We start from the raw sequence: 13,924 nt of genomic DNA, 5'->3' as shown, positions 1-13,924 counted from the left end.
TTACAGATCTCACGGTCACAAAAAAATACTACATCACCCTCTTAAACATCTTCTCCATCTCATAGACAGAATAGTGAACAATAATCGGTCTGCCATGCGGACAGGTGAATGGGTCCGATGCTTTTCGTAGATCATCCAGAAGTGCCTGGATTTCATCGTTACGCAAATGACGGTTGGCTTTAATCGAGGCTTTACAGCTCATCATAATCGCTGCCTCTTCTCGAAGCTTCTTAATATCTACCTTTTTCATCAATAATACTTGCTCAATCATGTCCTCGATTATCTGCTTCTCTTCTCCTTTAGGAAACCATTGCGGATGCGAGCGGACAATAAAACTATTTAATCCAAAATCCTCGAGAAAAACGCCCACTTTTTCTAGTTCACTAAGATTCTCTGTAATTTTCACATATTCGTCTGTTGAATACTCCAGCGTGATCGGCACAAGCAGTTCCTGCAGCTCCGATTGAACTTGTCCTACTTTCTCCCGGAAGTATTCATATTTCAATCGTTCTTGCGCAGCATGCTGATCAATAATATATAAGCCATTTTCATTTTGAGCAAAAATATAAGTTCCATGCATTTGACCAATTGGATAAAGACGGGGAATCCTGCTTTTGACTTCATCACTTTCAACAGGAGTACCTTTTAATGATTGAGGAACACTTTGTACATGTTCATTGATTGCATCAGTGTCGTCGATAAACTCTTCTTCAAACGTTTCCGCTTCCGATTCATAAGTAGTTTCCGGAAAAGTTCCCTCGTTCTTTACAGGGATTTTATCATAACGAAAAACTGGAATGGCAGGCGTTTCCTGAATAGTTTGTGCGAAAACAGGATGTTCCCATGGCATTTCCATAGGTTTACTAACGACTGGTGTCCCCTCGTCAAGAGCTAACGCTGTCTGCTCCGATTTCACTTCTTCTTTTTTTACAGGATTATACGCTGATGGTATCAAGATCTTGGATTTAAACGTATCTTTGATCATATTAGTCACCAGCTCGTACAACTCGGCTTCCTTACTAATGCGAACCTCCATTTTCGATGGATGCACATTAACATCCACCAAGAGCGGGTCCATCTCAATATTAAGAAGAACAATTGGAAAGCGTCCGATAGGCAGCAAAGTATGGTAACCTTCCTGAATCGCTTTAGCCAAAGCATAGTTCTTAATAAAACGGCCGTTAATCATCGTTGAAATATAGTTTCGTGAAGCCCTTGTTACTTCCGGCATCGACGCAAAACCGCTAATCGTATAATCTAAGGATTTCTCGGAAACCGGGACAAGCTGTTTGGCTATGGCTAAGCCGTAAATCGCAGCCAATACTTGGCGGACATCACCATTTCCGTTTGTTTGCAGCAATTTCCGCTCATTGTGGATTAATCGAAAAGCAACTTTAGGATGTGAAAGTGCCAGCCGGTTTACTACATCGGTAATGTTACCGAGCTCCGTATGAATGGTTTTCATATACTTTAAACGCGCAGGCGTATTGAAAAACAAATCAGTAATCGTAATATCGGTGCCGCGTCTAGCCGAAGCTTTTTCAAATATCTCGACTTTTCCGCCTTCAATCAAGACTCTGTTTCCAGCACCTTCTCCAGTAGAGGTCTTCATTTCAAGTCTGGAAACCGAGGCGATACTTGGAAGGGCCTCACCACGGAATCCCAGCGTGCGAATCCGGAACAAGTCATTTTCATTTTTAATTTTACTGGTAGCATGACGTTGGAAGGCGATTAATACGTCTTCCTCTTCAATACCATAGCCGTTATCGGTAATACGGATTTTGGCCAGTCCTGCTTCTTCGATTTCAATTTCAATCACGGTACTGCCGGCATCAATTGCATTTTCAACGAGTTCTTTCACGACGGAGGCCGGGCGCTCAACTACCTCACCGGCCGCAATTTTATTGGATAAAATCTCATCTAATTGGATAATCTTGCCCATCAATAAAGCCCCCTTACTTTAACTTTTTCTGGAGCTCATACAGCAGGTTAATGGCTTGAAGCGGTGTTACATCTAATAAATCTATTTCTTTAATTTTCTCTAAGACTCGTTTTTCTTTCGTAGTAGGCTCTGCTTTTTTCGGTGCTGCCGGCTCATCGAAAAAGGATAACTGTGCTGGCTGCTCAGCCGGTTTTTCTACATTTTCCTCTATGACCTGTGATTCCACAACTACTTTCACCCGTGCAGGCTCGGCATCTGTCTGTTCCAATTCTGCTAAAATTTCGTTCGCCCGTCTAATTAATTCAGCCGGAAGTTCAGCAAGCTGTGCTACATGTATTCCATAACTTTTATCAGCTGGACCTTCCTTAATTTTATGAAGGAAGACCACTTTGCCGTTATGTTCAATCGCACTAACGTGGATATTTTTTAACTTAGAAAGTTCTTCATCTAACACGGTCAACTCATGATAATGAGTGGAGAATAAAGTTTTCGCCCCAATCCGCTCATGAATGTACTCAATAATAGCCTGCGCAAGGGCCATCCCGTCATAGGTCGAGGTTCCCCGGCCAATTTCATCGAATAAAATTAGACTATTTTGAGTGGCGTTCGCAATCGCGTTTTTGGCCTCTAGCATTTCGACCATAAAAGTACTTTGACCAGAAATCAAATCGTCCGCTGCACCAATTCGTGTAAACACTTGGTCAAAAATTGGTAAAACCGCTTCTGAGGCCGGAACATAGCAGCCAATTTGCCCTAGAATAGCAATCAAAGCGATTTGGCGCATGTACGTACTTTTACCAGACATGTTCGGTCCTGTAATGAGAAGGACTTCCCTTTCGCTGTCCATAAAGCAGTCGTTTGGCACATATTCCTGTGTGTTTAATACTTTTTCAACTACCGGATGACGTCCATCCTTAATGACTACCCGGCGTTCGTTTGAAAACTGCGGTTTCACATAGCGGCGTTCTTCACTGATTTGTGCAAAGCATTGTAATACGTCAAGTTCACTTACAGCTTTGGCCAATGCCTGCAGACGTGGAATTTGTTCTTTAACTATTTCGCGGATTCCGGTGAATAAATCATACTCCAGTTCCCCGCATTTTTCTTCCGCTTGTAAAATTAATGCCTCTTTTTCTTTTAATTCAGGTGTAATAAAGCGTTCAGCATTCGTTAAGGTCTGTTTCCGTTCATATTGCCCCTCTGTTAATAGGTGAAGGTTCGCACGGGTAACTTCGATATAATATCCAAACACACGATTATAACCGACCTTTAACGATTTAATGCCGGTTTTCTCCCGTTCTTCCCGCTCAAGCTGGGCAATCCAGCTTTTCCCGTTCCGGCTGGCATCACGATATTGGTCAAGCTGACCATTGTAGCCGTCGCGAATGATATTACCTTCTTTTAAGGACAGCGGAGGATTGTCGACAATTGCCTTTTCAAGCAGATCGGTCACCTCTTCACAAGGGTCAAGCTTTTCAGCAATTTCGTTCATTTGCTCATTTTGCATACCAAAAAGGATTTGTTTTAAAAAGGGTACTTGCATTAAGGAACGCTTTAACTGGACTAAATCACGGGCATTCACATTTCCAAAAGCAACCCGTCCTGCTAATCTCTCTAAATCGTAGACTTCTTTTAAATTTTCACGAAGCTCCTGGCGCTCAAAATAATGTTGAATTAATACATCCACAAGATTATTACGCTGCTCAATTTCAGCTTGCTGAATCAATGGTCTGTCGATCCAGTGCTTTAGCATTCGTCCGCCCATGGCAGTCTTTGTTTCATCAAGCAGCCATAAAAGGGAGCCTCTCTTCCCCTTGGAACGGATGGTCTCGGTTAATTCTAAATTTCGTTTTGAATAGTAATCAATTTTCATATATTGCTGAATTTGATAGGTCGTAACTGGTTGAAGATGGTCTAAGCTTCTTTTCTGCGACCGGAATAAATAGTGAAACAATCTTGCAGCAGTTTGCTTCAATTTTTCTTGATTAAGGTCTTCGAGCAGGTGGGCAAAGTTCATTTCTATTGAACTATTATCCTCAATCGAGATCGCCAGCACATCGCGTTCGCGCATCCTCTTTTGCAGTTCCCCATCAAAATTGCTGGCAACAACGACTTCTTTGGCACTTAAGACAGCTAATTCGTTGAGAACTTCATCAAAATTATTGGATAGGAGCGTGACCCGGCTCTCTCCAGTTGAAATATCGTTATAGGCAAATCCAAAGGTTTGGTCGTCAAAAGCTGTGATGGAAGCGAGATAGTTGTTCTCTTTATCTGTTAACCCTTTTCCATCCATTACGGTACCAGGGGTGATTAACTGGACGACTTCCCGTTTTACCATCCCTTTTGTTTGTCTTGGGTCTTCCATTTGCTCGCAAATGGCTACTTTATAGCCTTTTGAGATCAACTGTTCAATGTAGTTGGGAGCGGAATGGTACGGAACTCCACACATTGGGATCCGATCTTCTGAACCGCCCTCTCGGCTTGTTAGAGTGATCTCTAACTCTTGTGATGCTTTGATGGCATCGTCAAAAAACATTTCATAAAAGTCGCCTAAGCGAAAAAATAAAAAGGCATCTTGATAATCTGCCTTAATCGTTAAGTATTGTTGTATCATCGGCGTATAACCAGCCATAATGACCTCCAGGTTTTCATCTATTTATTTAAGGTGTTGTGGATTTTTCATGAGGACAATTTTGGTTGCTTGTTTGCTCTTTTTGTCCTCATGACCGCTTCATGCGAACATGTTTGGCTCTCTGTTCGTCTTTTCTGTCCTCATGACCGCTTCATGCGGACATCTTTGGCTCTCTGCTCACTTTTTCTGTCCTCAAGCTTATATCTCTAATAACTAACTGCTGCATTTCATATTCGATTTTCTTCGACAAACTATTATATCATATACAGCCTGTGTCGGGCACCCGTTGAATATTTGCCAAATTAAAGGGTAAATTTCTTTTCCGGTCTTCTAACTTTCGACTTTTTCTGAATTCAAATCATGATAAAGTACAAAATATAGGGGGTGCTCTTTTGGGGTGGTTCGGCCGCAGTTTCAAAAATTATGATTTTGAAATGTTTTCTGCTAGTCACTTTATCATTATTGCACTGTTATTCATAGGAGCTGTAAACATTTTTATTTTCAGAGACAAGCTAAAATCAGATAAGACGAGAAAGTGGGAGATTGGCACAGCTATTTCATTAATTTTAATAGAAGCGACCTATCACTTCTGGATGATCATCAATGACAGCTGGGATGTCAGTCATGCAATCCCACTAGAGCTGTGCAGCATCAGCCTGATTTTAAATATCGTCTTACTACTAACTAGAAAAAAGCTCATTTACGAGATTTTATTATTTACCGCTTTATTAGGAGCATCTCAGGCGATTTTCACACCATTTTTAAATTATGATTTCCCGCATTTTCGTTTTTTTCATTTCTTTTATACTCACTTAATGAGCATTTGGGTGCCACTCTATTTTACCTGGGCAAAGGGCTACCGACCAACCATCTGGTCTGTTTTAAAGTTATTTATTTTTTTGAATGTGTTGATGCCAATCATTATGATTATTAATAAACTAGTTAGAGGAAATTATATGTTCTTAAGCTATAAACCAGACAGCGCCAGCCTGTTAGATGTTCTCGGTCCCTACCCTTGGTATATATTATCATTGGAAGGATTATTGATCACATTGAGCTTGATGGTTTGGCTACTGTTTCGAGAAAAGACTGGAAGGAAAACAGAAGTGGAGAGGAACTTACCCATTGCATGAAATCAAGTTTTTATTGACCTTTTCTTAATAACTTATTATAATTAATAACGTTCCTATTGTCCCAATAGCTCAGCAGGATAGAGCAACAGTTTCCTAAACTGTAGGTCGGAGGTTCGAATCCTCTTTGGGACGTAAAAACATGAAAACGCTGATAAGACGTTATTCAACCACTCTTATGTTGGTTAGTATATTGCGTTGAATCAGCGTTTTTTGTTGTTTTTTATTTTGTTTAAACAGTTTATATTAGTTACATTTTTTAATTTGGGACAAAAGTTTTTTGGCTAATTTATTCTCCGCTTCTTTACTTATCTGCCTAACACGCTCTGGGGAAATGTTTAAAATTGCAGCAATTGTTTTTAATTGAGAACCTTCTTTATCCACACCATAAATTTCATCTAAAACTGTTAGTTCCCTTTCTGTTAAGACATGTCTGATAGCTTTGTATACACCCAAAAACCGTTTATAATCATCTGAATTTTTTTGGTTCAAAATTTTATAATATGGCTTTTGTTTAAATATTTGGGGTTTAAAATTCGGGCTCCAAACTGAATCAATCATATCCATAAAAAAAATTACGTCATTCCTCGTTAATTCCGATTTAACATTCATCAAAGCACTTTCCTCTCAACTCTTCCAATTTAGTGGTTTCTTAAAAATAAAGCCTATCTAAAAGTTTTCAAAATAAGCATATATGATTTTGAGGTGTTTAATGAGAGTGATTATTGAACTTTTCAAGAACATAAATAGACATTTCAGCAGGTTCTTCATGCCAGGGTTTCATTAATATACTTTACTTTTCTGTGTAACAGCTGCTTCCTATCCAGTAAATACACCTAGTAACAGATTTCCCTTTATCTTGGATTACATCTAACACTCTATAATCTAACACAGCATTATCTAAGTTTCCTAAACTGTAGGTCAAAGGTTCGAATACTCTTTTTTGGATGTAAAAAAAACCTAGTTAATCACTCCCCTTTGGCTGGTTAACTAGGTTTTAATGAGAATTGTGGCAAAGAAAATAAGCCCCACTTCTTCTGAAGTAGGACTTATTTTTCAAATTTTTTAGTAAAATCTTCATAACGAACGTTCCCAGAAACGCCCTTTTGCCATTCCCTCTATGAATGGATTAATATCAACTTTAGTTAAATCGTAAACACCTGGTGAATCTAATTTCACACGGCATCGCGCAAGAGCTTGGAGTTCTTTAACCGCCACTCCCACAGGTTTGAAGTGTTTAAAGGTCGTTTCAATAAATTCCAATATAGACGGCTCGACTTCTGTACTCGTACTAACCAAAATTGCTGCATCAAAAAGACTGGAATCTGCCGTATCAAACGTATCTGTTACTTTTAGATCAGGACTAATCGTATATATCTTTTTTGACACAATACTATAATTGATATTAAATTGCGCCAGCGTACGAATCCAATCTGTTAATTTTTCATCATCGGGATCGCCATCTAACAAAATGGCTGCACATTTAGTAGCTGGTTGGTTAACTGTGTTTGCCATACTAAGGGCAGGAGACTTTTTATCCGATTTTACTTCAAGATTTTCCTCAGGAAGTTCTGCTCCAATATTGCCTGCGACTTCTTCCGCTACTTGCCGGTCAATATGATTTAAAAGCGCCACCGCGTTATTTTTAACCATATCCGATCTACATTTCCCAAGCTCAAAGCTCAGTGCATCCTTCAAGTGCTGTTGTTCAAATGGAGCTAAACTGTTGTAGAATAACTTCGCTTGAGAGTAGAAATCTAGAAAACTTTCACTTCGGCCTCTAATTTTACGGCCCTCGATTTTTTCCTGATAAGATTCATAGCCCCCTAGTTCAACCGGCGCCGGTTCAGGCTGATTGGCATTTAAACCGTTTCGATGATAGCTTGTTTGCCCTTGATGGATTGTCATCTGATGTATTCCATCCCGTTGATTGTTATGGAACGGACAGACAGGTTGATTAATCGGAATCTGATGGAAGTTTGGACCTCCCAGTCGGGAAAGCTGTGTATCTGTATAGGAAAATAAACGACCTTGTAAGAGTGGGTCGTTTGAAAAATCGATGCCTGGTACAACATGACCAGGATGAAAAGCGACTTGTTCTGTTTCGGCAAAAAAGTTGTGAACATTCCGGTTCAAGGTCATTTTACCAACAATCTTTACAGGAACTTCTTCTTCTGGCCATAATTTTGTCGGATCTAAAATGTCAAAGTCAAATTTGAATTCGTCTTTTTCAGGAATGATCTGCAGGGCCAGCTCCCATTCCGGAAAATCCCCTTTCTCAATCGCTTCGTATAAATCTTGGCGATGGAAGTCAGGGTTTTTACCTGCGATCCTTTGTGCTTCATCCCAGACGAGTGAGTGTACACCAAGAAGAGGCTTCCAGTGAAATTTGACAAAATGTGCTTCACCATCCGCATTAATCAGTCTGAAGGTGTGCACACCAAAGCCCTCCATCATCCGTAGGCTGCGCGGGATGGCACGGTCACTCATGGCCCACATAACCATATGGGCGGATTCGTGATTTTGGCCAATGAAATCCCAAAACGTATCGTGAGCGCTTGCCCCTTGTGGAATTTCTGTATGTGGTTCAGGTTTAAGCGCGTGTACAAAGTCAGGGAACTTAATCGCATCTTGAATAAAGAAAACAGGTATATTATTACCGACTAAATCAAAGTTGCCTTCATCTGTATAAAATTTGGTCGCAAATCCGCGAACGTCACGAACCGTATCGCTCGATCCTCTCGAGCCCTGTACAGTTGAGAAACGCACAAAAACTGGTGTTGTTTTGGAAATGTCAGTGAGAAAGTCAGCTCTTGTATATTCAACCAAAGATTCATAGAGTTGAAAAATCCCGTGGGCCCCTACGCCTCGGGCATGAACAACCCTTTCTGGGATCCGTTCATGGTCAAAATGGGTCATTTTTTCTCGAAAGTGAAAGTCCTCTATCAATGTTGGTCCTCTTAAGCCAGCCTTCAATGAGAATTCGTCTTCAGACACTTTCAGTCCTTGGTTGGTAGTCAATGGTGCCGTTTTTTCATTATCAATTGAAAAATTCTCTAATTGAACCGCCTTCTTATTTTCCATTGTGATCCTCCTCACCAAAGTATGTATGAAAAAAGAAAGAGTAGGTAAATTATTACCCACTCCTTCAGTACCCTATTTTTATTTTCCTTAAACTTGTTCAAATGGTTCTCAGATTTCAGATACTTCATTTTGAGCCTTCGATTTCATATCTATAGGTTACGACAACGATACCAATATTTTTGCTTGTTGTTCATCAATAGATTTACCGCTTTGAGCAGACAATTCATTGACATAGGCCTTAAGGATATTTTCTTTGGCTTTCATATTACCTCTATATTCTGCTTCTTTCGCTGCTTGAAGTTTTTCTATTAATGAATTAGCTACCCCATCTTCGCTTACAAATGATCTAGTTAATCGGCTTAAACTATTAAAATCAACTGTTACTGTAAACTCATTTTCAACGACCGCCGTGTTCCCTACTTTGTCAGTAGCGGCGGCCTTTAGTTTATGAACACCCACCCAAAAGTATAAGCTAGGCCTTCCTGACTTGGGCAATTCGCGGAAGCAATGCCTGACAATTCATCTTCTGCACTGCAGAAAATTGCAATCTTTGCATCAATCGGATAAATTCCCTCATTACCTGTAAACTGAATAACAGGATTCGTTGTATCCAAGATAATATTCTGCTTATACCCCTCGCTAATGTTTCCTGCACTATCCTTGAATTATAACCTGAACCTCTCTTATCCTTTTTCTGTAACCAATTCATCACTTGATCAATCTTAACTAAATGATGCGAAGTATCATATTATATACGGAGATAAAACTCTCCATTCTGATGAACTTGTTGAGGAGAACTAAAGAAAAAACATAAAGAACCTCCTCTATTAAAGTCTTCGAGGAGATTCTATCATATTTTACTATTTTGTTTGTCTATTGACAAAATACCTGCCAGAAAAACCTTTGCCATAGCAAGGGTTTTTCTGGCAGTGTTTATAAGTTTCTAAACCTCTTTTTACCTCACAGTGGACCTTCCATTGATAATGGTTTGAATCTGCGCCACGGTTGCTGGATCTTCAAGCCCTGTAATGTCACCCGAAACTTTTCCTGATAGGAAAAGTTCCTTTAATAAGCGGCGCATGATTTTTCCACTAACTGTTTTTGGTAGTGTTTCGGTGAAAATAATGGTTTTGGGCAGGGCAATTTTTCCGATAAGCTGTACAATCCGTTCATTTATTTTTTCTTTTAAAATATCTGTCCCAAGAGTAAGGTCATTTACCCGTGCAAATACGAGTGGTACCTCTCCTTTTATTTCATCTGGGACACCAATTACAGCCGCTTCTGCAACTCCTTCACATTCAAGCACTGCACTTTCAATTTCCATTGTACTTAAGCGATGTCCGGCAACATTGAAGGCATCATCAGAACGACCAACGACCCAAACATAGCCATCATCATCAATCAAGGCCAAGTCACTAGCAAAATAGCTGCCTTCAATCTGGCTAAAATAAGAGGAAATATAGCGCTCCGGTTCCTTCCAAAGCGTGCGGCAAAGCATTGGGAATGGACTTCTAATAATTAAATTTCCTAACGTACCAGGTTGAACTGGATTTCCTTCTTCATCCACTACAGCTATATCCGCACCTAAAAATTGCATTCCGGCAGATCCCGGCTTCATAGGGGTTAACCACGCTGCGCCAGCGATAGGACAACCCGCTGTTTCTGTTTGTCCCCATGTATTATTGACACATATCTTCTTCTTTCCTAATACCTCATACGTCCATTGCCATGATTCCGGGTCAAAAGGTTCACCAACAAGCGAAATGACATCAAGGCATGATAAATCAAATTGTTCAATTACTTTTTCACCCATACTCTTTAACATTCGCAATGCCGTTGGGGCGGTAAACAATTTATTAACGCGGTATTTCTCAATCACCTGATAAAATCTGTCCTTTGTTGGATAGTCAATCGATCCTTCATATACAACCGTGGTCACTCCATTTGCTAAAGCACCAGCAATACCCCAAATATGCATCGTCAACCATCCAATATCTGCTGTACACCAGAAAACATCATCATCATGATGGTCCATATGATATTTGCTATAGATATAATTTTGGATGACAAAGGCCATTCCTGAATGAACGACACCCTTGGGCTTACCAGTTGTCCCGCTAGTATAGAAGACAATTCCATATTCATTGGCCTCAAGCTTTTCAGGTTCGCAAAGAATACTTGCCTTTTTTGTTAGTTCCTCCCACCAGAAATCACGTCCTTCTGTCATATTGATTTCTGTATTTAGGCGATTGACAACAATCACCGCTTCAATAGATGGAATATCTGGAATTACCCTATCCACTTTTTCCTTCAAATAAACTTTGTTTCCCCTTCTGATTGTAGCGTCGGTCGTTACGATAATCTTTGGCTCAAAGCTAATAAGACGGTCTTTCAAGGACTTTTCGGAATACCCTGAAAAAACCGTATTGTAAATTGCTCCAACCCGAAAGCAAGCGAGCACAGCAATAATTGCCTCAGCCAAATTAGGAAGGAAAATCGCTACACAATCCCCTTTTTTCACACCGAAGGAACGAAGAACATTGGCAAACCGATTCACCTCAGCCAGCAGCATTTTATATGTAAAAAACTTCGTATCTCCGTTTTCACCCTCCCAAATGAGAGCAGTTCGATTTCCTGCACCGTTTTCCACATGGCGGTCAAGTAAGTTTACACACGGGTTACTAATGCCGCCTTCGAAAAAACGAAAATCTGGAAGACTTCCACTTATTGTTTTTTGCCAAGGCTCATACCAAAATAGTTCTTTCGCCACATCGTTCCAAAAGCTTGCGGGATCTTGTTGGGATTTTTGAAGAAGTTCTTGAAAAGCTTTATTGCTACCAATTGAGGTGTTAGATTGCCTATCTTCGCTTGGATAAACAAGCTTACTTTCTGCAACAACCCTTAAAATTCCACTTACATCCATATGAGTCCCCCTTAATACCTATATTCATTTTATTTTCTTATAAAGAACCATAGTTAAAGCGCTTACATAAATATATTTTCTTTTAGTTGGGACATGTTACTAATCACCTTGACTATGAGATTATCACAATTATTCAGAATTTTCAATACAGTAAATCACGAAACCGTAAATGTAATTTACTATATTGTTTTGAATAGAAAAGCAGTATTATAAAGGAAATATCATAGATTATTAATCTGAAATTCCAGTGTGTTTATTCAAGTGGGCGGACTACCATCTCTCCATTGAAATGAAGAGGATTCTCGTCCGCATTTCCTAAAATAATAAAAAGACCGCAATTTCGATAGCGGTCTTTGTTGTTTTATTGTTCACATGCCCAGTTATCCTTATCTCGGTCATGCCTTGATTCATAAGCAGGATGTGTGGATGGCACTCCATTCGGATAGACCTTCCTCATTTCCGTACAATTCTTAAAGGACTCCGAACCGGCATTGGTTGATGACCCGCTGCCTGATGTAGAGCCATTCGATGTATTCCCGCCTGTTGAAGTACCTGTACTATTGTTTCTTGAGCTCGAATCTAAATCACCTTTGGTTGTCCCTTGAGAGCCGAATCCCCAAAGACCTTTATTTGCCTCCCTTGCTTCTCGAGCAAACTTGACAAAAAAGTCACTGTATTTGACATCAGGTGGATAGGTAGATGGCTCTGCGTACCCATTCAACACTAAATCTGCATTAAACATCTTTGTTCTAATCTCATTTTCATCCATATCATTTGACGGAACACTAAACCAAACAATCCTTAGCAAGCGGCCATAACGATCTGTCTCGGAAACATCCTTCTGCATCCATACTTGTTTTCCATTCAACTTTGAATGTGTATAGTTGCTTGCCTCTTTCCCATATTGCTCATGTCTTGTGGTCGATTCAGGTGTATTGACGCCGACTAAACGGACCTTACGTCCATCGGAGGTCACAAAGGTATCTCCGTCAACCACTCTTCCAACAGTAATTAACTCTAAACCGAGACTCTTCGCTAATTCTTCCTGTGATTGTTTTGCCGCTTCTTGTTTTTCTTGCGCTGCTTTCTCAGCATTTTCCTTTTCTTCCGCTATTCTGGCTTCCTCAGCCTTTGCTTTTTCTTTTGCTTTCTCGGCTGCTTCCTCTTGCTTCTCCTTATTTATCTCCTTTGTTTTAGAATCAGTAGTATCTTTTGTGCACGATGATGATATAAGTAGAACGGCTATTATAAGAATGGCTTTAATGATTTTCACTTTTTATTCTCTCCTTAAAAAAACTCCATTCTTATTATACCTATAATTACTTTTAATTTGTTAATAACTAACTGTTTCTTTTACGGACCGTTTTGACAATAGTGGTCGTCCATTTTCCCAGTGCACCTTAACTGGGAGATTAAAATATTCTGTCAGCTTGACACTAGCGATCATATCTTTCGTTTCTCCAGATGCAAATACTTGTCCCTTTTTCAAAAGCAACGTTTTAGAGAAAACTGGCAGGATTTCTTCCACATGGTGAGTGACGTAAATAATTGTTGGGGCATCTTGATTTTCGGTTATCTTTTCAACTGACTCCAGCAATTGTTCCCGTGCTATAAAATCTAATCCATTTGTCGGTTCATCAAGAATCAGCAAGGACGGATTGGTCATCAGTGCCCGAGCAATGAGGACGCGTTGTTTTTCCCCCTGCGAAAGGGTAGTATAATTGCGATTGGCATACTCGATACAGCCTAACTCCTCTAAAAGAACGATTGCTTTTTGTCTTATTTCGTCTGTAGGTGTCTCGTAAAGTCCAATTGAGGCAAAGGCACCGCTTAAGACCACTTCAAATGCATTATCATCCGGGTGAAATTTCTCTTGAAGCGATGATGAAACAAAACCAATCTGCTTCCGAAGTTTTTCTCCTAGATAGGTTTTTCCGAACTCCATCTCTAGTACGGTGATTTTTCCTTTCGTCGGAAAATAATAGGCATTGAGTAAATTTAAAATGGCTGTTTTTCCTGATCCATTTAAACCAAATAACACCCAATGTTCTCCTTTTTTAATTTCCCAATTAACATCTTGGAGGATTATTTTCCCATCCCTCATTAATGAGACATTCTCTAGTTGAATAACCAAATTAAACACACCTTTCATATATATAATAATATCAAAATTTTCAGAATCAAAGAAGCAGGAACCTCCAATGTCCATCAGG

At 39.8% G+C, this 13,924-nt stretch carries 10 protein-coding genes and 1 tRNA gene; 2 read left to right on the top strand and 9 right to left on the bottom strand.

Going from position 1 to position 13,924, the window contains the following annotated elements:
* Positions 1-28: 28 nt before the first annotated feature.
* Together mutL and mutS are read right to left on the bottom strand one after the other, a co-directional pair.
* A complete protein-coding gene (mutL, locus tag AAHB15_RS03455) occupies positions 29-1,942 on the bottom strand; it encodes a DNA mismatch repair endonuclease MutL (RefSeq protein WP_335575079.1) in 1,914 nt (637 codons plus the stop codon).
* A 13-nt stretch (positions 1,943-1,955) separates the two neighbouring features.
* On the bottom strand, positions 1,956-4,574 hold the full coding sequence (gene mutS / locus AAHB15_RS03450; RefSeq protein ID WP_335575077.1) for a DNA mismatch repair protein MutS: 2,619 nt from the start codon (positions 4,572-4,574) through the stop codon (positions 1,956-1,958).
* Between the two features lie 392 nt (positions 4,575-4,966).
* Between mutS and AAHB15_RS03445 the strand changes: the two genes are divergently transcribed.
* The gene (locus AAHB15_RS03445; RefSeq protein WP_342041737.1) at positions 4,967-5,707 is read left to right on the top strand and encodes a YwaF family protein; all 741 of its coding nucleotides are present in this window, start codon (positions 4,967-4,969) and stop codon (positions 5,705-5,707) included.
* Between the two features lie 58 nt (positions 5,708-5,765).
* Positions 5,766-5,839, top strand: a tRNA-Arg gene (locus AAHB15_RS03440).
* A gap of 111 nt (positions 5,840-5,950) precedes the next feature.
* Here AAHB15_RS03440 and AAHB15_RS03435 read toward each other — a convergent pair.
* The 7 genes from AAHB15_RS03435 to AAHB15_RS03405 all read right to left on the bottom strand — a co-directional run bounded on the left by AAHB15_RS03435 (position 5,951) and on the right by AAHB15_RS03405 (position 13,845).
* Positions 5,951-6,316 carry a sigma factor-like helix-turn-helix DNA-binding protein gene (locus AAHB15_RS03435; protein WP_261380576.1) on the bottom strand — a complete coding sequence of 122 codons (366 nt, stop codon included), beginning with the start codon at positions 6,314-6,316 and terminating at the stop codon, positions 5,951-5,953.
* Positions 6,317-6,781: 465 nt separating this feature from the next.
* A complete protein-coding gene (locus AAHB15_RS03430) occupies positions 6,782-8,788 on the bottom strand; it encodes a catalase (RefSeq protein ID WP_335572340.1) in 2,007 nt (668 codons plus the stop codon).
* A 156-nt stretch (positions 8,789-8,944) separates the two neighbouring features.
* Positions 8,945-9,247: a hypothetical protein gene (locus AAHB15_RS03425; RefSeq protein WP_335572341.1), complete on the bottom strand. Its 303-nt coding sequence runs from the start codon at positions 9,245-9,247 to the stop codon at positions 8,945-8,947.
* Positions 9,229-9,402, bottom strand: coding sequence for a hypothetical protein (locus AAHB15_RS03420; protein ID WP_342041736.1), 174 nt, complete (start codon positions 9,400-9,402; stop codon positions 9,229-9,231). Before AAHB15_RS03420 ends, AAHB15_RS03425 begins: the two co-directional genes overlap by 19 nt.
* Before the next feature lie 341 nt (positions 9,403-9,743).
* Entirely contained in the window at positions 9,744-11,711 is a 1,968-nt protein-coding gene (locus AAHB15_RS03415) for an acetate--CoA ligase (protein WP_342041735.1), read from the bottom strand.
* A 361-nt stretch (positions 11,712-12,072) separates the two neighbouring features.
* A complete protein-coding gene (locus AAHB15_RS03410) occupies positions 12,073-12,984 on the bottom strand; it encodes a thermonuclease family protein (RefSeq protein WP_335572344.1) in 912 nt (303 codons plus the stop codon).
* Positions 12,985-13,044: 60 nt separating this feature from the next.
* On the bottom strand, positions 13,045-13,845 hold the full coding sequence (locus tag AAHB15_RS03405) for an ABC transporter ATP-binding protein (RefSeq protein ID WP_335572390.1): 801 nt from the start codon (positions 13,843-13,845) through the stop codon (positions 13,045-13,047).
* Positions 13,846-13,924 lie beyond the last annotated feature (79 nt).

Source organism: Bacillus sp. OTU2372 (assembly GCF_038440275.1).
Lineage (GTDB): Bacteria > Bacillota > Bacilli > Bacillales > Cytobacillaceae > Neobacillus > Neobacillus bataviensis_B.
This window is presented reverse-complemented; position numbering and strand designations above follow the sequence as displayed.

Bases quoted from the DNA above. Each gene is read 5' to 3' on its own strand.
- mutL (WP_335575079.1), bottom strand. From the start codon at position 1,942: ATGGGCAAGATTATCCAATTAGATGAGATTTTATCCAATAAAATTGCG.
- mutS (WP_335575077.1), bottom strand. From the start codon at position 4,574: ATGGCTGGTTATACGCCGATGATACAACAATACTTAACGATTAAGGCA.
- AAHB15_RS03435 (WP_261380576.1), bottom strand. From the start codon at position 6,316: ATGAATGTTAAATCGGAATTAACGAGGAATGACGTAATTTTTTTTATG.
- AAHB15_RS03430 (WP_335572340.1), bottom strand. From the start codon at position 8,788: ATGGAAAATAAGAAGGCGGTTCAATTAGAGAATTTTTCAATTGATAAT.
- AAHB15_RS03415 (WP_342041735.1), bottom strand. From the start codon at position 11,711: ATGGATGTAAGTGGAATTTTAAGGGTTGTTGCAGAAAGTAAGCTTGTT.